This is a genomic window from Enterobacter hormaechei subsp. hoffmannii, assembly GCF_001729745.1.
In the GTDB taxonomy this organism is placed as follows: domain Bacteria; phylum Pseudomonadota; class Gammaproteobacteria; order Enterobacterales; family Enterobacteriaceae; genus Enterobacter; species Enterobacter intestinihominis.
The window spans coordinates 3,395,446-3,413,486 of sequence record NZ_CP017186.1 but is presented as its reverse complement, the minus strand read 5'-3'; the positions used below and the strand labels follow the sequence as shown (position 1 = coordinate 3,413,486).

Annotated in this window: 19 protein-coding genes and 1 pseudogene; 19 read left to right on the top strand and 1 reads right to left on the bottom strand. The window is 53.0% G+C overall.

The genetic code is table 11. The annotated features are described in order from the left end of the window. Positions 1-21 precede the first annotated feature (21 nt). From BFV65_RS16030 to BFV65_RS15965, 14 genes and pseudogenes are all read left to right on the top strand, one after another. On the top strand, positions 22-201 hold the full coding sequence (locus tag BFV65_RS16030; RefSeq protein ID WP_069596867.1) for a DUF4222 domain-containing protein: 180 nt from the start codon (positions 22-24) through the stop codon (positions 199-201). Continuing rightward, positions 191-1,045 carry a conserved phage C-terminal domain-containing protein gene (locus BFV65_RS16025; protein WP_069596866.1) on the top strand — a complete coding sequence of 285 codons (855 nt, stop codon included), beginning with the start codon at positions 191-193 and terminating at the stop codon, positions 1,043-1,045. Before BFV65_RS16030 ends, BFV65_RS16025 begins: the two co-directional genes overlap by 11 nt. Further along, on the top strand, positions 1,042-1,929 hold the full coding sequence (locus BFV65_RS16020; RefSeq protein ID WP_069596865.1) for a phage N-6-adenine-methyltransferase: 888 nt from the start codon (positions 1,042-1,044) through the stop codon (positions 1,927-1,929). Before BFV65_RS16025 ends, BFV65_RS16020 begins: the two co-directional genes overlap by 4 nt. Then, positions 1,922-3,859, top strand: coding sequence for a DNA cytosine methyltransferase (locus tag BFV65_RS16015; RefSeq protein WP_069596864.1), 1,938 nt, complete (start codon positions 1,922-1,924; stop codon positions 3,857-3,859). The genes BFV65_RS16020 and BFV65_RS16015 overlap by 8 nt, the downstream gene beginning before the upstream one ends. 14 nt (positions 3,860-3,873) lie before the next feature. Further along, on the top strand, positions 3,874-4,566 hold the full coding sequence (locus BFV65_RS16010) for a phage antirepressor KilAC domain-containing protein (RefSeq protein ID WP_069596863.1): 693 nt from the start codon (positions 3,874-3,876) through the stop codon (positions 4,564-4,566). Further along, positions 4,563-5,624, top strand: coding sequence for a DUF968 domain-containing protein (locus BFV65_RS16005; RefSeq protein WP_069596862.1), 1,062 nt, complete (start codon positions 4,563-4,565; stop codon positions 5,622-5,624). The genes BFV65_RS16010 and BFV65_RS16005 overlap by 4 nt, the downstream gene beginning before the upstream one ends. Positions 5,625-5,645: 21 nt before the next feature. Beyond that, positions 5,646-6,338 carry a bacteriophage antitermination protein Q gene (locus tag BFV65_RS16000; protein ID WP_069596861.1) on the top strand — a complete coding sequence of 231 codons (693 nt, stop codon included), beginning with the start codon at positions 5,646-5,648 and terminating at the stop codon, positions 6,336-6,338. A 150-nt stretch (positions 6,339-6,488) separates the two neighbouring features. Beyond that, the gene (locus tag BFV65_RS15995) at positions 6,489-7,154 is read left to right on the top strand and encodes a hypothetical protein (protein WP_069596860.1); all 666 of its coding nucleotides are present in this window, start codon (positions 6,489-6,491) and stop codon (positions 7,152-7,154) included. 164 nt (positions 7,155-7,318) lie between these two features. After that, positions 7,319-8,371: pseudogene (locus BFV65_RS15990) on the top strand (DNA methyltransferase). 68 nt (positions 8,372-8,439) lie between these two features. Continuing rightward, positions 8,440-8,742: a hypothetical protein gene (locus BFV65_RS15985; protein ID WP_052953277.1), complete on the top strand. Its 303-nt coding sequence runs from the start codon at positions 8,440-8,442 to the stop codon at positions 8,740-8,742. Beyond that, positions 8,742-9,278: a lysozyme gene (locus BFV65_RS15980; RefSeq protein WP_069596859.1), complete on the top strand. Its 537-nt coding sequence runs from the start codon at positions 8,742-8,744 to the stop codon at positions 9,276-9,278. Before BFV65_RS15985 ends, BFV65_RS15980 begins: the two co-directional genes overlap by 1 nt. Next, positions 9,275-9,736 (top strand): lysis protein, encoded by a 462-nt coding sequence (locus BFV65_RS22965; protein ID WP_069597114.1) that lies wholly within the window; start codon positions 9,275-9,277, stop codon positions 9,734-9,736. The genes BFV65_RS15980 and BFV65_RS22965 overlap by 4 nt, the downstream gene beginning before the upstream one ends. A 64-nt stretch (positions 9,737-9,800) precedes the next feature. Next, positions 9,801-10,484, top strand: coding sequence for a DUF4145 domain-containing protein (locus tag BFV65_RS15970; protein WP_069596858.1), 684 nt, complete (start codon positions 9,801-9,803; stop codon positions 10,482-10,484). Between the two features lie 234 nt (positions 10,485-10,718). Continuing rightward, positions 10,719-11,015, top strand: coding sequence for a hypothetical protein (locus BFV65_RS15965; RefSeq protein WP_069596857.1), 297 nt, complete (start codon positions 10,719-10,721; stop codon positions 11,013-11,015). Positions 11,016-11,077: 62 nt separating this feature from the next. Here BFV65_RS15965 and BFV65_RS15960 read toward each other — a convergent pair whose 3' ends face one another. After that, positions 11,078-11,260, bottom strand: a complete 183-nt coding sequence (locus tag BFV65_RS15960) for a hypothetical protein (protein ID WP_069596856.1) — start codon at positions 11,258-11,260, stop codon at positions 11,078-11,080. A 296-nt stretch (positions 11,261-11,556) separates the two neighbouring features. Between BFV65_RS15960 and BFV65_RS15955 the strand changes: the two genes are divergently transcribed. The 5 genes from BFV65_RS15955 to BFV65_RS15935 are packed head-to-tail and all read left to right on the top strand — an operon-like array spanning position 11,557 to position 17,990. Continuing rightward, entirely contained in the window at positions 11,557-12,060 is a 504-nt protein-coding gene (locus tag BFV65_RS15955) for a DUF1441 family protein (protein ID WP_069596855.1), read from the top strand. A 3-nt stretch (positions 12,061-12,063) separates the two neighbouring features. Continuing rightward, complete coding sequence (locus tag BFV65_RS15950; RefSeq protein ID WP_069596854.1) at positions 12,064-14,181, top strand: phage terminase large subunit family protein; 2,118 nt, start codon at positions 12,064-12,066, stop codon at positions 14,179-14,181. Then, complete coding sequence (locus BFV65_RS15945; RefSeq protein ID WP_069596853.1) at positions 14,178-14,393, top strand: hypothetical protein; 216 nt, start codon at positions 14,178-14,180, stop codon at positions 14,391-14,393. The genes BFV65_RS15950 and BFV65_RS15945 overlap by 4 nt, the downstream gene beginning before the upstream one ends. A gap of 8 nt (positions 14,394-14,401) precedes the next feature. After that, positions 14,402-15,922 carry a phage portal protein gene (locus tag BFV65_RS15940; RefSeq protein ID WP_069596852.1) on the top strand — a complete coding sequence of 507 codons (1,521 nt, stop codon included), beginning with the start codon at positions 14,402-14,404 and terminating at the stop codon, positions 15,920-15,922. Further along, entirely contained in the window at positions 15,870-17,990 is a 2,121-nt protein-coding gene (locus BFV65_RS15935) for a ClpP-like prohead protease/major capsid protein fusion protein (RefSeq protein ID WP_071892866.1), read from the top strand. The genes BFV65_RS15940 and BFV65_RS15935 overlap by 53 nt, the downstream gene beginning before the upstream one ends. Positions 17,991-18,041 lie beyond the last annotated feature (51 nt).

Sequence of the window (18,041 nt, the reverse complement as noted above, 5' to 3'; positions counted from 1 at the left end):
CTACAGGAAGGCGAAACGCTTATGCGCGAAGTTAACCGAAGGTTCAAAGACCACAGAGGGATCCCCGTTCGGGTTATCCGATGGGAGCCAGAAACTCAACGAGTTATCAACCTGCGGGATGGTTACAGCCATGAATGTTTCAGCCCGCTCGAACAATTCAAGCGCAAGTTTACAGAGTTAAAGGACGACCATGAGCACTAAATTAACGGGTTACGTTTGGGACGCTTGTGCCGCTTCTGGCATGAAGCTGTCCAGCGTTGCCATCATGGCGCGTCTGGCTGACTTCAGCAGTGATGAAGGGGTTAGCTGGCCCTCCATTGCTACCATCGCGCGCCAGATTGGTGCTGGTGAGAGCACGGTTCGCACAGCCATATCTCAGTTGGAGAAAGACGGTTGGTTAACCCGTCAACAGCGCCGTAAAGGTAACCGCAATGCATCGAACGTTTACCAGCTCAATGTTGCGAAATTACAGGCTGCTGCCTTTTCTCACCTGTCAGATTCTGACGCATCAAAATCTGATGCCTCAAAAACCGACGCGTCAAAATCTGAGGCATCAGAAAACGATGAAAAAGGCGGTTTTCACCCGTCAGAATCTGGGGGGGATCCGTCAGTAAATACAACTACTGATCCATCAGATAAAAAACCTTCTTGTCCGGTTGCGCCGCAACCAGACCCTGAAGTGATGATCACCGATAACGCAATCCTGGTACTGAATCATCTGAACCTGGTTAGCGGCTCCCGCTATCAGAAATCAAAAACCTCTCTGGAAAACATCCGTGCTCGTTTGCGTGAAGGTTACACCGTTAGCGACTTAAAGCTGGTGATTGACCTTAAGCATGAGCACTGGAACGGAAATGACGTGCAGTACCAATACATGCGCCCTGAAACGCTATTTGGCCCGAAAAAATTTGAGGGTTATCTGCAAAGCGGGATCCGCTGGGATAAGAAAGGCCGTCCCCCGCGTGAAAGGTGGGGCGAGAAGAAACATGACCCGATGAAGTTCGGCCCGGTAGATACCAAGATTCCAGAGGGGTTCAGAGGATGACGGAAAATAAATACTGCCACGCACTGGCTGAACTCCGTTCAAAACCAGCGCATGAATTGAAAGAGGTTGGTGATCAGTGGCGCACACCAGATTTACTGTTTTGGGGCATAAATTCGATATTTGGACCGCTGGTTCTGGATTTGTTCGCAGACGACAGCAACGCTAAATGCCCTGCCTGGTATACCGCTGAAGATAACGCACTGACGCAGGATTGGTCAGAGCGTCTGGCAGAACTCGGTGGCGCCGCGTTTGCTAACCCGCCATACAGCCGCTCTCAGTATCATGAAAAGCAGGCCATCACCGGCATGACTCACATCATGAATCACACGATGGCGATGCGTGAAAAAGGTGGTCGTTATATATACCTCGTGAAGTCAGCCACAAGCGAAACATGGTGGCCGGAAGATGCCGATCACATCATGTTTATTCGTGGTCGTATTGGGTTTGATCTTCCTGTTTGGTTTGTTCCCGCTGACGAGAAGCTGCAGCCCACCAGCGCTTTTTTTGCCGGGGCTATCGCAGTCTTCGACAAAACGTGGCGCGGTGAAAGCTTCGGCTATATCAACCGCAACGAACTGGAAGAAAAAGGGCGGGCTGCATTGTCATTGGCTCAATTCGCCGCGGCAAAAATGGCCCTCCCGACACTGCCGGAAAAGGTGATGCCTGCTCCAATTGAAACGCCTGAGGTAGAGTCGCGCATCTGGCCGCTGGAGGTTGGTCTGGTATTCAATCAGGTCCAGGGGGCGAACTCTCTGGGGGTGAACCAACAGAACAAGTTGAAGGCCAACATCAACCAACTCTGGCTTGAGCGCGTGCCTACTAACGAAATAATCAGCGTTGCTGGTGGTCTGGTCAGCAGCATGCAGGGGGCCGTCAATGCGTGAAATTATCGTTGATAACTTTGCCGGTGGCGGCGGCGCAAGTACCGGCATTGAGCTGGCGATCGGGCGTAGCGTGGATATCGCTATCAACCACGACGAAAACGCTATTGCTATGCATAAGACGAATCACCCGGACACGCTGCATTATTGCGAGTCGGTATTTGACGTTGACCCAATAGCAGCCACCAGCGGTATACCTGTCGGTTTGGCCTGGTTCAGCCCTGACTGCCGCCACTTTTCCAAAGCGAAGGGGGCCAAGCCAGTTAAGAAAGAAATTCGCGGGCTGGCGTGGATTGTCCTGCGCTGGGCGCTGGCAGTACGTCCCCGCGTCATGATGCTGGAGAACGTCGAAGAATTTAAGACATGGGGCCCGCTGCTGAATGAGGAATTACGCCCGGATCCTGAGCGCGCTGGTGAAACATTCGAGGCATTTGTCGGCATGCTGTCGACGGGGATCGCGGCGAATCACACTGCACTGGCTGAGGTTTGCGAATTCCTTGCCATTGAACCGCACGGCCATCAGGCGCAACAGCTGATCGCCGGGCTTGGTTATGATGTCGATTATCGCGAGCTGCGCGCGTGTGACTACGGCGCGCCGACAATCAGAAAGCGTTTCTTTATGGTCATGCGCTGTGACGGCCGCAAGATTCATTGGCCTGAAGCGACCCATGGGGATCCCAAATCACTTGAGGTACAAAGCGGCAAGCTAGCGCCATGGCGTACCGCGGCAGAGTGCATTGACTGGAATATCCCGGCCCGGTCTATCTTCGACCGCAAAAAGCCGCTGGCGGAAAATACGCTCAAACGTATAGCCCGCGGCATCCAGCGTTTCGTTATCGAGAATGCTTCGCCGTTTATCGTTAAGTGCAACCACACCACTTCACACGGCAAATATGATTGTTTCCGTGGGCAGGAGCTTGAGGCTCCTTTACAGACCATCACGAAAACCCACGGCTATGCGCTGGCGGTACCGCATCTTACTAAATTCCGTACCGGGGCCACCGGACAGCCAGTGACCGAGCCGATACCAACTGTCACCGCTGGCACGTCGGCGCGCCCGGGCGGGAATGGGCATGCGCTTGGCATAGTTGAGGCTGCCCTGACACCGTTCCTGGCTGGCAATGGCGGGAGTGAGTACCAGGCAAAGCCGCGTCCGCTGGATAAACCCGCTCATACAATTCTCAGGCAGTCCCGCGCGTGCGTGGTTGCGCCGGTCATCGCCCGCCAGTTTGGTGCCAGTGTTGGGCACAGGGCTGACGAACCGAGCGCGACGATTACTGCAGGTGGTGGCGGTAAGTCGCAGCTGGTAACCCCAACACTGATCCAGATGGGGTACGGCGAACGCCCAGGGCAAGAACCGCGTGTTCTTCAACTGAATAACCCGCTCGGCACGGTCACTGCTGGTGGTAATAAGTTTGCAACGGTGAGCGCGTTCCTGGCGAAGCACTATGGTGGGAATTACACGGGGCCGGGTGTTGGTATGGATGAGCCTGCCCACTCAGTGACTACTGTTGATCATCACGCGGTAGTTGCGTCCCACCTGGTGAAGCTGCGCGGAACCTGCCGCGACGGTCAGACCATGGATACACCTATGCCGACGATTACCGCTGGTGGCCAGCACGTTGGCGAGGTCCGGACATTTCTCGAAACCTACTGCGGTGAAAGCGAGGATGAATGGCTGGTGTCGATCGATGGGGTTAAGTACCAGATCGTCGATATCGGAATGCGCATGCTGCAACCGCATGAGCTTTATAAGGCGCAGGGTTTCCCAGATGGCTACGTTATTGATCAGGACTATCGCGGCAATCGTTACGCCAAAGATAAGCAGGTAGCGCGCTGCGGTAATGCAGTACCTCCGCCGTTCGCCCGTGCGTTGGTTGAGGCAAATCTTCCTGAATTATGTGCAAATCAAAAGGCGGGTGCAGCCGCCTGATATGGAGAAATAGCATGAATCAGTTAACCGCAAAGGGTGTTGTGACAATGTCCAGCCGTGAAATTGCCAGGCTGGTGCAGAGCAAACATGGTGATGTGAAACGCTCAGCTGAGCGCCTTGCATCTGCTGGTATTTTAACCGCGCCGTTGGCGCACACCCCCTACACACACCCTCAAAACGGGCAAACATACGAGGAGTATTGGTTCAACAAACGTGATTCTCTGGTTATCGTCGCCAGGCTATCGCCAGAATTTACCGCCGCAGTTGTCGATCGCTGGCAAGAGCTGGAGAACAGCGAGGCCGTAAGCGTCCCGCAGACATTGCCGGAGGCATTACGTCTCGCTGCGGATCTGGCCGAGCAGAAAGAACAACTCAGCCAGCAGTTAGCCGCTGCCGCACCGAAAATTGAATTTGTCGATCGGTACTGTACTGCCAAAGGCTCAATGTCTTTCCGCCAGGTAGCAAAGCTGTTGCAGGCCAAGGAAACAGATTTCCGCTTGTTCCTGATTGAGAGCGACATCATGTACCGGCTCGGCGGAGTGCTGACACCGCGGCACCAGCACATTGCTGCCGGACGATTTGAAGTGAAAACGGGTACTTCGAGCGAAACAAACTACGCATTCAGCCAGGCGCGATTCACACCAAAAGGCATCGAGTGGATCGGCGGCCTGTGGACGGCACACATCGCTAAGGGGCATGCCGCGTGAGAGGACTGTTTACAGCCGAGACTGTTCCGCGCCTGGGGCTTGTTCTGTTAAAGCCGGGTAGCGAATTGATGTCTCTGTTTCAACAGGGGCGTGTGCTGGTGGAGCCTCAGCCAAAAAACATGGCTGGGCTTCCGTCGGGGCTCGTCCCTGATGCCAGGCAGCCGCTGGCAGAAGATAAGGATCTCGAGGAATTCTTCACCGACGAAAGAGTGATCCGTGCAGCAGGCGGTTTGTCCTCGCTGGAATCCTGGTTAGAGCGTAACGTGAAGGAATGCCAGTACCCGCACACTGATTATCACCATCATGAGCTGGTATCGATGCGACATCCCCCTGGATCAATGTTGCTCTGTTGGCATTGCGATAACCAGCTGCGCGAGCAAACCACCGCGGCGCTGGCAGAACTGGCCCGGCGTAATCTCATTAATTGGCTGATCAGTTCCATCCTGTCTTCGCTTGGCTACAACAACGAGCGTGAACTATCACTCGGTGAATTGTGCTGGTGGGCCGTTTACTCAGGCATTGCTGATGCAATCACGGAAAGGATGGCCCAGCTTGCGCTTCGATTACCGGATGAGCCGTTTTTATCCGTATATCGAGAAAGTGACATTGTGCCGATGCCCCCGGCAAAAAGAATTATGCAGAAGAAGGTCACCCCTGCGGTCACGGCTGCGAAATTAAAGCATGGAGCAAATCAGGAAGTGGCCTATGAACAGCCAAAGGTTCTGGCTCTGCATGCGGATCCTGAATCCCCTGAATCATTCATGTTGCGCCCAAAACACCGCAGGTGGATGAATGAGGACTATACCCGGTGGGTTAAAACCCAGCCCTGTGAAGGTTGCCGGCGGCCAGCGGATGATCCACACCATGTCATTGGTCACGGCATGGGCGGTACCGCCACTAAAGCCCACGATTTGTTCGTGATCCCTCTGTGCAGAGAGTGTCACGACAAATTACATGCTGATGTTGCAGCGTTCGAGAAAAAACACGGTACCCAGCTGGAGCTGCTATTCCGGTTTATGAATCGAGCGCTGGCGATCGGCGTAATAACAAAAGCGTAATTGTATGGAGCGCTGAGCATAATGAATTTACAAGAACTGGAATTTACGCGGATTGAACTGCACCGCGCGCTGGCGGATTTATCAGGATCGACAAAAGGACAGCTGCAGGCATTCAGTGAGCATCCACCAGCAGATAAGAACAAATACCCCCGACACCACCCCGAAATCGTCATGGAGGGTGGTGAAGGTTGTGGATCAAAGGTTGTAAAAACGCTGGCCACTCCACTTTATGTTCTTGAGACAAGGAGCCGTCGACGACCTTTACCGCCTATTAAGGATACGGAGTTCGCTTGTTCAGCATGGCGTCGGTCGGTGAATGGTCTGGGGGAGCATTTGCAGGCATGGGTGCGGTACTGCTATGGGTATGACCTGACTTTCCGGTACCAGACATTAATGTGCCAGCACGTGTGGGAACAGTTTCAGCGTCAGCATAGCGGCAAAAAAATCCAGGACCGTGTCATTAAAAAACTGGTAGGGCTTGTCTGGCTTGCGGCGCAAGAAGTTGCTGCCTCGCGTAATAACGATACATACCAAGAGTATGCTGGTGCAGCTCTGGCGCGCATGGTCAGCGTTGAGCGTTCCACCTGGCTCAGAGTGTATTCAGGCCACTGGGCGGCTTTCAAAGCGTCGTTTGCTGAAATGGACAGCCAGGCACTAAGCGAAATTTTTTCACGGTACGAAGAGTACCAGGAGCTGAAAGTGGCGGAAATGTGAGGTAAATTTCACTAACTCCCCCAATTGCGCTTGCAAAATGCAACAAAATGAGCCATATTTGAAGCTAATTTGATATATTGCTAAATTTGTAACCACCTCGCTCCGGCGGGGTTTTTTGTTATGATGATTTCTTTTTGCAAGGAATTCATTATGGACATACTGAATCTTTTAGAGGTTTTGAAACCAGCCAGTCATATTGTTACAGTTAAAATGGAGAATAGTTCCAGTATCTGGGATTCTGCGAGCAAAGTGTTAATAGCCATTCTCCCTGCATTTATCTCTTTCATTGCATTATTGTTTTCATATATTCAATTCAAAGTTAATATTCGTAAACAAAGCGAACAGTACACTTTAGGTATTGAGCAACAATTAAAAACTTTAAAGCTTAATACCCAATTGGCGACAGAGATAGAATTGAAAAAGGATGTCTGCAAAGAAGTAAGGTTAGCGTATGTTGAGTTTATTAAACATCATCTTGAACAATATCAAGCTAAAAATGAATATAAAGATGTTATTAATAATAAAGACTCAGCCAGTAGAGTACGAGGGATTGAATTACATAAGCTGATTATGGATAAATCACAGTTAATAATGGAAGCAAAATTTCTTTTGGATTCGTATTTGGACTTGAATGACCAGAATGCAAGAAAATTATATGACTGTCTTAATGAGGTTAGCGAAATCGCCTTTTCAGGAGGAGATGGAACGGGTACTGACTTAGGGACAGCTATGGGTAAATGTAGTCAGATATGTTTCAGATTTATAGAAAATATACGTAAAGAAATTACAGGCCTGGTAGATACTATCGGGAACTGATCTCACGCTCCTCTAAGGGAGTTCCTTTTGTGAAAATGGGCGGCTGGCGAGTGTTGTAGCACCCGGCCAGCCATCAGCTCATGCTTTCAGGTCACAAGCTAACCAAGGCCCATTGCTTTAGCGCAAAAGCAAAGAGAGCCTATCAGAGTTACGCTTATTGATCTATGAAAAATACTGTAAATATAAACAGTGTTGAGTTAGTCAACGCTGATAGCCTGCAATACATCGCCACTCTCCCTGATAACTCCGTTGACCTGATAGTTACGGATCCGCCGTACTTCAAAGTGAAACCCAACGGCTGGGACAACCAATGGAAAGGGGATGAGGATTATCTTCGCTGGCTTGATATGAGCCTCGCACAATTCTGGCGAGTGCTTAAACCTGCTGGCAGTATTTATCTTTTCTCCGGTCACCGCTTGGCTGCAGACATTGAGATCATGATGCGTGAGCGGTTCAATATCCTTAACCACATCATCTGGGCTAAACCGTCGGGCCGCTGGAATGGCTGTAATAAAGAGAGCCTGCGCTCTTACTTCCCTGCAACAGAGCGCATCCTCTTCGCTGAGCATTACTAGGGCCCGTATAAACCAAAGAGCGACGGGTACGCTGAGAAGGGAAGCGAGCTGAAGCAGCATGTAATGACTCCCCTAATTTCTTATTTCCGGGATGCACGTGAAGCGCTTGGCATATCCTCAAAACAAATAGCCGATGCGACAGGAAAGAAGAACATGGTGTCTCACTGGTTCAGCGGTAGCCAGTGGCAATTACCGAATGAATCAGACTACCGGAAACTTCAGTCCCTTTTCACGCAGGTAGCCATCGAAAAGCACCAGAACGGCGAACTGGCAACACCACACCACCAGCTGGTGGCTCTGTGGCATTCGTTGAATCGCAAATATTCAGAGCTGCTCGAAGAGTACAAATCACTTCGGCGGCATTTCTCTGTTTCCGTATCCGTTCCTTATACCGACGTCTGGACACATAAACCCATTCAGTTTTACCCAGGTAAACACCCATGCGAAAAACCCGCAGATATGTTGCGGCAGATCATCAGCGCCAGCAGTAAGCCTGGTGATGTGGTGGCTGATTTCTTTATGGGGTCCGGTTCGACCGTGAAAGTCGCGCTGGAACTTGGCCGCCAGGCTATTGGCGTTGAACTCGAAGAGGAAAGGTTTAATCAGACGTTGGGGGAAATACGGGCGTTGGCAGGGGAATAAACGTGAGGTCGCGATAGCGACCTTTTTTATTACCTCAATAACACCCGCACACAGCGAGGTGAGAGACCATGAAAATGAATGATTCAGGGAACATCTTCACGCAGTTCTTTGCGTGGGTAGCAGCTCTGGCTTCTGCCATTGGATTTACCACTCAGGATCTGGTGTTCATGTTCTTTGGCGCTGCTGGTTTGCTTATCTCGCTTGCCTCCTACATCAACGGGCGTATAGATGCACACCGCAGGCGTAAAGAGGATGAGAAGCGAACAAAAATGGTCAATGACTACCTGAAAGGCGTTGGTGACAAACCGCTTCACGAACGTCCTGCAGCTGCAAGCGTGGTCGTTGAGGCATTACAAAAGGAAGGTGAGTGATGGGAACCAGAGCAAAATTGAGTGCTGCTGTTCTGGGGCTGGTACTCGCAGGTGCACCGGCATCCGTCATTCTCGATCAGTTTCTGAATGAGAAAGAGGGGAACAGCCTCACTGCATACAAAGACGGTGGAGGCATCTGGACGATTTGCCGTGGTGCCACAATGGTTGAGGGCAAACCGGTGGTGCAGGGCATGAAGCTGACTCAGGCGAAATGCGACCAGGTAAACGCCATCGAACGGGATAAGGCGCTTGCGTGGGTTGAACGTAATATTCACGTTCCCCTAAGTGCTCCACAGAAGGCTGGGATTGCTTCCTTTTGTCCCTATAACATCGGACCGGGCAAATGTTTCCCTTCCACTTTCTATAAGCGCATCAATGCTGGTGACCGGAAAGGGGCCTGTGAATCTATCCGCTGGTGGATTAAAGACGGTGGACGTGATTGCCGCCTGACTAAAAGCCAGAAAAATGGCTGCTATGGTCAGGTGGAACGACGCGATCAGGAAAGCGCTTTGGCATGCTGGGGGATAGACCAGTGAGTCGAATAACCGCCATTATCACCGTGCTGGTTATCTGTATTCTGGTTTCTATGGCATGGGCGATTGATCACTATCGCGTCCACGCCATAACTTACAAAGACCAGCGCGATAAAGCTACCGAACAACTGAGCCTAGCGAACGCCGCCATCAAAGACATGCAGACCCGCCAGCGCGACGCAGCAGCTCTGGATGCTAAATACACGAAGGAATTAGCCGATGCGAAATCTCAGCTTGAAGATCTGCAGCGTTGCGTTAGCTCTGGTAAGTGTGGGCTGCACATCAATGCAAGATGTCCCGCGAACGGAACGACCGACGCCAGCGGCATGGGCGATGCTACCAGCCCCAGACTTACTGACCCCGCTGAACGGGATTATTTCACCCTCAGAGAGCGGATCGTCACAGTGACAAAGCAGGTTGACTATCTGCAGGACTTCATCAAAGAGCAATGCAGCAAGTAATTAGTTCGTTTAACAATATGATGTTTTGCAATATATTAACCTTCAATAATGTACGGAGGTTAAAATGTCATCTTGGGAATGTCCGTTTTGTGGCCGCCTGTCAGTCAAGGCCAAAATCCAACAAAAGTATAGTAACTATGTTGTTGACGCTGATACAAAGCAGGGCAAGCTTTTTGTGCAATCGTGGGTTCAGGTCTGTCCAAATCCTGACTGTAAGGAATTTACTTATATTTCAGAGATAGGCTCAGCGAAGATAGAAGGGAACAAGTATGTTATAGCAGAGCCCATCGAAAGTTGGATGCACCGCCCTCAAGGAGTAGTCAAGCAGTTTCCAAATTACATACCAAAAGCGATTCTTAATGATTATAGAGAGTCTGCGATGATTGCGACGCTCTCGCCAAAGGCATCCGCAACATTAGCGCGCCGATGTTTGCAAGGGATGATAAGAGACTTTTGGGGCGTAAAAGAAAAAAATCTCTTTGAAGAGATTAAGGCCATTCAAGAAAAAGTCGACTCAGATACATGGCATGCAATAGATGCAATAAGAAGTATTGGTAATATTGGTGCCCACATGGAAAAAGACATTGATCTGATTATTGATGTCGACAAAGAGGAGGCTGAGCTACTCATTAGCTTGATAGAGACGTTGCTTAGCGATTGGTATGTTGAACGAGAAAACAGACGACTTAGATCAGAGAAAATAGTTGCTGCAGCTGCAGGGAAAAAAGAGCTGAAGCAACAAAATTGATGAAGCCGTCTCCGGACGGTTTTTGCTGCCATCACCATAGGTAGGCTGACCTGCTCCCCTTTGGTTAATACACCCCGATGTTAGTAATGTCTTCATAAGCCACATGAGGACATCCCCATGAAGAAGCGTTTTTCCGATGAACAGATCATCAGTATTCTCTTCATGCCTGCGGTAATGCTTTGAGGGCTTGAATATGCGATAGTAAAAAAACAAACACTTTGTAAGAGATAACAAATGAGCGAAGAGAAATACTACGATTATCTGGTCTTAGGTGGCGTACACGATCAGCAAGTCTTTAATAGCACACTCAAGCGAATTCTTGAAGTTCCTCTCCGTGAGCCCCTCGCGATGGCGAAGATGTATGCACCTGATGTCCCTGCTGAGACAATGGTTTATGAGGTTATCGCCTACAATGTCATCGAGCATATTCGTGAAGATGGAAAGCATTTCTTCATAGCATCAAACGATGATTTAACGACTGTAGATGTTGACGATGCGATCTTAAGGTCTCGCATTTCTCCAATCAATTAAGCTACTCGTTACTACTGAATGGAAAAAGCGCTCATTAAGAGCGCTTTAATTACGAGGGGTAATTATTTTGCATGCTGGATGGTATAGTGTTTATCAAACTCATCCGCCAATGCCTTGTATGTTTTTTCAAAATGCTCATCAATGCAGGTTTTAGGCGACAGGGTGCATTTTTCATTGCCTAACCTTCCCGCCAGTAACACGCAAGTTTGCTCAAACAAAAATAACTTTTTTTCTTCGGTTGTCATCACTGCTCCTTTTGACCTCTGAATTGCAGTCATATAAAAAATATGGGCTTTATCAATGTTTTCAATATCTACCTTTGTGATGTTGATCACTGATTGAAACTTTTCATGAGAACCGGATAAACATCGTTGATTGGGACAGGTACTCCTGGTGATTATGAACACCGAGGGGGCGACGACACGCGGAAATCGGCTAGTTTTTTGCATTTTATGGGTTTCATCATCATCCGTTTAACCTCTTGATATTTCTGTCCTGAGCATCTGCAGGATGTCGAAATGACCATTTTTTGTTCACCATCATGGATAACGAACTGAAAAATTTCCGGCTGAATATCACTCAGCTGGCCGCCATCACTGATCTGCACCGTCAGACGGTCGCAGGCAAGCTGGCAAATGTGCAACCCGCACCCGGCAGCAATCCGAAACTTAAGCTTTATTCCATCACCGATATTTTGCGGGAGCTGCTGACAAGCACCACACCGTCCGAGCTGGTGGACGTCGACAAAATGCTTCCCCCGGATCGTAAAGCCTGGTTTCAGTCGGAGCGTGAGCGGCTCAAGTTTCAACAGGAAACAGGGGAGCTGATCCCGGCATCCGAAGTCACCAGAGAGTTTTCCTCCATGGCGAAAGCAATGGTTCAGGTGCTGGAAACGTTACCCGATATTCTTGAGCGCGATTGCGCCATGACCCCTGCAGCGGTTGTCAGGGTGCAGCAGGTTATTGACGATCTGCGCGATCAGATAGCCCTCAAAGTTGAGCAGGCCGACTCACCGGAACAGGAGGATACGCAACAAGAGGAGTAAGTCATGCGACAGGCCACGGCAGCGGAAGTCAGGCGTAACGCTTCCGCCATTCTCAAAGCCCCGCGCCGTATGCCTGTGGCTGAGGCGGTTCAGAAATTTATGCGCGTACCCATGGGGGCCGGTAACTCGGTACCGTGGGACCCAGCCGTCGCCCCGTATGTGATTGATCCGATGAACTGCCTCGCGATGCGTGAATACGATGCGGTGGTGTTTGTGGGGCCGGCACGAACGGGGAAAACGATCGGCCTGGTGGATGGCTGGGTTGTATACAACATTGTCTGTGACCCGTCCGATATGCTCGTCGTTCAGATGACCGAAGAGAAAGCCCGCGAGCACTCAAAAAAGCGACTGGCCAGAACCTTCCGTGTCAGTCCTGAGGTAGCAAAACGCCTGAGCCCGTTGCGAAACGATAACAACGTGCATGATCGTACTTTTCTGGCGGGGAACTATCTCAAGATTGGCTGGCCCTCCATCAACATCATGTCCTCGTCAGATTTTAAATGTGTGGCGCTCACGGATTATGACCGCTTTCCTGAGGACATCGACGGCGAGGGCGATGGCTTTACCCTGGCTTCCAAACGTACCACGACGTTTATGTCTGCCGGTATGACCCTGGTGGAGTGTTCCCCGGGTCGGGATATTCGCGACAGTAAATGGCGTCGCAAATCTCCTCATGAAGCGCCACCAACAACAGGCGCACTTTCACTGTATAACCGTGGCGATCGTCGTCGCTGGTACTGGCCGTGCCCGCACTGTGGCGAATACTTTCAGCCGGAAATGTCGGCCATGAGCGGCTACCGTGATGAGCCTGACCCGGTAAAAGCCAGTGAGGCGGCACATCTGCTTTGCCCGCATTGCAGCGGCATTATTACGGCAGACAAAAAGCGCGCGCTGAACGGGGTGGGAGTCTGGTTGCGTGAAGGTCAGAGTATTGACCGTGACGGCAATATTTCCGGTGAGCCACGGCGTTCTCGCATTGCATCTTTCTGGATGGAAGGCCCGGCAGCCGCGTACCAGACATGGGCACAGTTGGTGTACAAACTGCTGACCGCTGAGCAGGAGTATGAAGCGACCGGCAGCGAAGAAACCCTTAAGGCGGTTATCAACACCGACTGGGGGCTGCCGTACCTGCCGCGCTCTGCCAGCGAACAGCGACGCGCCGATGCGCTGATGCTTCGCGTGGAGGATTACGGTAAACGGCTGGTCCCGCCAAAAGTGCGTTTCCTGCTGGCGGCCGTTGACGTCCAGGGCGGCAAAAAGCGCCGTTTCGTCGTGCAGATTATCGGTTATGGCGAAAACGGTGAACGCTGGCTGGTTGATCGCTACAACATCCGCCAGTCGCTGCGCTGCAGTGAGCATGGTGAGGCGGAGCCGATCCATCCCGGCGCGTATCCGGAGGACTGGCAGCTGCTGGTTTCCGATGTGCTGGAAAAAACGTATGCGCTTCAGTCTGACCCGACGCGCCGTATGCCGGTGCTGGCCATGGCTGTCGACAGCGGCGGTGAAGAGGGCGTAACCGACAACGCCTATAAATTCTGGCGACAGTGCCGCCGTGACGGTCTGGGTAAACGTGTTTACCTGGTCAAGGGCGACAGTACAAAGCGCCAGAAAATCATCACTAAAACCCATCCAAATAATACCGAACGCAGCGACCGTCGGGCCGATGCGCGTGGCGAGGTGCCGGTGTATCTGCTGCAGACCGACCTGCTCAAGGATCAGCTCAGCAACAATCTGGACCGTGAAACCCCCGGTGCGGGCTATATCCATTTTCCTGACTGGCTGGGGGAATGGTTCTACGAGGAACTGACCTACGAAGAGCGCGGAGTGGACGGCAAATGGCGCAAGCCTGGCAAGGGTGCCAACGAAGCCTTTGACCTGTTCTGCTATGCCCATGCCGTTGCGGTTCTGCGCGGCTACGAAAAAATTCGTGACTGGGAAAAACCCCCTGCATGGGCTGAGCCGCAGGATCTCAACCCAAATATTCACGAAGGGGAACGCCCCCGGGAGATAACCGTGAAAAAAACAAAACCCGTTCAGTCGCCTGTCCAGGCTGAACCTGAAAAGGGAGCCGGACTGTCCAGCAGCTGGCTGGGGTCTTCAGGTAAGGGAGGCTGGCTGTGACGAAAGACGACATCTGGAGAACGTTATTAATGGTGCGTCAGGCCTATCAGGACTCGCTGGATGGAAAGAGTATTTCCTTTACTGGCGTAAATGGTCGCGCCATTACCAACCACGACCCGAAAGCGCTGCGCGACGAGCTTGAATACTGGGAGCGTCGCTGGCGCACGGTTAACAGCCGTGGTGGTTCGTACAAACTCGCTAACTTTTTGTAAGGCGTTCTATGGGCATTCTTGAAAGAACACTGGGGGCTATTTCCCCCGGGTGGGCGGCGGCGCGCGCGCGGGACAGACTCCGGCTTAATGCGTATGAAGCGGCCAACCCGTCACGGCTGCACAAGGCCAAAAAGCAAAGCCAGTCAGCGGACACCTCGGTATTTGCAGCAGGCCAGTCTCTGCGGGAACAGGCCCGCTGGCTCGATGAAAACCATGACCTGGTGATCGGCCTGTTCGACAAAATGGAAGACCGGGTAATTGGCGCCCACGGCATCCATGTTGAGCCTCAGCCACTCGATCTTGAGGGCAATCTCCATTCCGATTTTGCCGGGCAGCTTTCGGCACTCTGGGCGGAATGGTCCGTGCGTCCGGAAGTGACCGGCATGTTTACCCGGCCGGAAGCCGAGCGCCTGCTGTTGCGTTCTGCGCTGCGTGACGGGGAAGTGTTCACGCAGTTGGTCAGGGGGAATGTGCCGGGCCTGCATCATGCCACCTCGGTACCGTTCTCGCTGGAAATGCTGGAGGCGGATTTTGTACCGTTCAACCTGAACAGCACCGCCGGCCAGCAGGTTCGGCAGGGCATCATCGTGAACGACTGGGGCCGTCCTGTCGGGTACCGGGTTTACAAATACCACCCGGCGAACATGACGCGGTTCAGCGCCGAACTTAAAACCGTCTCTGCTGACAACATGCTTCACCTGGCGCAGCGCAAGCGTCTGCACCAGCTGCGCGGTATCAGCCTGATCCACGGAGTCATTACCCGTCTGTCAGACATCAAGGATTATGAAGAGAGCGAGCGCGTGGCCGCCCGTATTGCCGCCGCGCTGGGGTTCTATATCAAGCGTGGCGATGCCCAGTCCCTTGGCGATGAAAGTGAGTTTTCAACGCCCGGTGGTCAGCGTCACTACGATATCGCGCCGGGCATGATTTACGACGAACTCCGGCCCGGCGAAGACCTGGGCATGGTGGAATCAAACCGCCCGAACGTTCACCTTTACGAATTCCGTAACGGGCAGATGCGGGCCGTGGCTGCAGGCACTCGCGGGAGCTATTCCAGCATTGCCCGTGACTACAACGGCACCTACAGCTCCCAGCGTCAGGAGCTTGTGGAGAGCTTCGAAGGGTACAACGTCCTGCAGCAGTGGTTTGTGGGTCAGCACAGTCGACCCGTTTACCGCGCATGGCTGGCGATGGCACTGCTGAGCGGCGTTGAAGTCCCGCCGGACGTGGATCCGAATTCCCTCTATAACGCGCTCTATCTCGGTCCGGTGATGCCGTGGATAGATCCGGGGAAAGAGGCTAACGCCTGGAAAGCCATTGTGCGTGGCGGTGCCGGTACTGAAGCGGAATGGGCGCGGGCCAGGGGTAAAAATCCGCAGGAGGTTAAGCGCCAGCGACTGCGTGAAACCGAATTTAACCGTAAACACGGGCTGGTGTTTGATTCCGACGCCGCCAATGACAAAGGAGCGATGCCAGATGCAACGGCAAAACCAGACGATAAACGGCGTGAGCCGGACGATGATGATTAACCCCCGCGCCAGTCTGGCGGGTGTCGATGCGGCAAACGGCCAGTGCTGGTATGAAATCCGTGCGCTGGCTGCAGGTCGCGTCGAAATCTTCCTTTATGACGTGATCGGCGGCTGGGGTATTACGGCTCAGCAGTTTGTCGCTGACTGTAAAGAGGCGGGGGTGTTTGAGGCCAGCGCGGTGGATTTGCATATCCACAGCCCGGGTGGCGATGTCATGCAGGGCTTTGCCATCTACAACACCCTGTCGCGGCTGAAAGCAAAGGTGGATATCTGGGTGGATGGCGTGGCGGCCAGTATGGCCTCGATGATTGTCTGCCTGCCCGGCGCCACGGTGCACATGCCAGAAAACGCCTGGATCATGGTCCACAAACCGTGGGGCGGTATCGCCGGGGATTCTGACGACATGCGCGATTACGCCGCTTGGCTTGATCGTAACGAAGCCCTGATGCTCAGCGCCTACATGAACAAAACCGGACTGGGGCAGGAGGAGCTGGAAGCGATGCTGAAAGCGGAGACCTGGCTTAACGGTGCCGAGGCAGTGGAAAAAGGCTTTGCCGACAAGCTTGAACCTGAACTGCAGGCCGCGGCCTGTGTGAATGAAAATAAACTTAAGGATTACCAGAACATGCCAGAACAGATTAAATCCCTTTTTGCGCCGCGCGCCGAAGCTCCGGTGAATCAGCCACAGCAACCTGCTCCGGTACAGCAGCCCGCGCCGGTACAGGCAAACCTTAACCCGCCAGCACCACAACAGCCCGCCCCGCAGATGGCAAACATCGATATCACCGCGCTGGCCCAGCAGCTGCAGCTGCAGATGCAGACGGCGAACGCGGAGCGCGTCAATTCCGTCTCAGCCGTATTTGAGGCGTTCCCGGCCTTCGCGACGCTGAAGGCGGAATGCCTGGCCGACTTCACCTGCAACGCTGAAAAAGCCCGCGATAAACTGCTGCAGGCGCTGGCGGCGGGCACCACCCCGAGCGCCGGTCCGGGTGCCATTCACCTTTATGCCGGTAACGGCAATCTGGTCGGTGATTCCATTCGCGCTGCGGTAATGACCCGCGCGGGCTATGCGCAGGCCGAGAAGGATAACGCTTACAACGGTTACACCCTGCGCGAACTGGCGCGCGCCTCCTTGGTCGAGCGCGGCATCGGTATCTCCGGCGCTGGTACGGCACAGGCGATGGTCGGGCTAGCGTTCACCCACAGCAGCAGCGATTTCGGCAATATCCTGATGGATGTGGCGCACAAGGCGGCGCTGATGGGCTGGGATGAGGCTACAGAGTCGTTCGAACAGTGGACCCGCAAGGGCACGCTGACCGATTTCAAAACCGCGCACCGCGTCGGCCTGGAATCTCTGGCATCGCTTCGCAAGGTCCGCGCCGGGGCGGAATATAAATATGTCACCATTAAGGATCGCGGTGAGCCAATTGCGCTGGCGACCTACGGAGAACTTTTCAGCATTGACCGCCAGACCATCATTAACGATGACCTGGACATGCTGACCCGTATCCCGCAGGCAATGGGGCTCGCTGCGCGTGCCACCGTGGGCGATCTGGTGTGGGCAGTGCTGACCAGCAACCCGAAAATGTCGGACGGTAAGCCGCTGTTCCACGCTGACCACGGCAACCTGGTCTCCGCCGACCTGAGTATCGAAGGTCTTGATACGGCGCGTAAGGCGATGCTGCTGCAAAAATCTGGCGATCGCCGCCTGAATATTCGCCCGGCCTACATGCTGACGCCAGTGGCTATCGAGTCCCGGGCTAACCAGCTGATCAAGTCTGCAAGCGTGCCGGGCGCGGATGCGAACAGCGGTATTGTTAACCCGATTCAGAACTTTGTGACCGTGGCCTCTGAGGCCCGTCTGGATGACAGCAGCCCTACGGATTACTACCTGACTGCTGCACAGGGACGCGACACTATTGAAGTGGCGTATCTGGACGGTATCGATACGCCATATCTGGAGCAGCAGCAGGGCTTCACCGTTGACGGTGCCGCGTTTAAGGTGCGTATCGATGCAGGTGTGGCACCGCTTGACTGGCGCGGCATGGTTAAAGTCACCAAAAAATAACGACCGTCATCTTACGGTTTTTTATTACGGAGCGGCGCGTGCTGCTCCTTT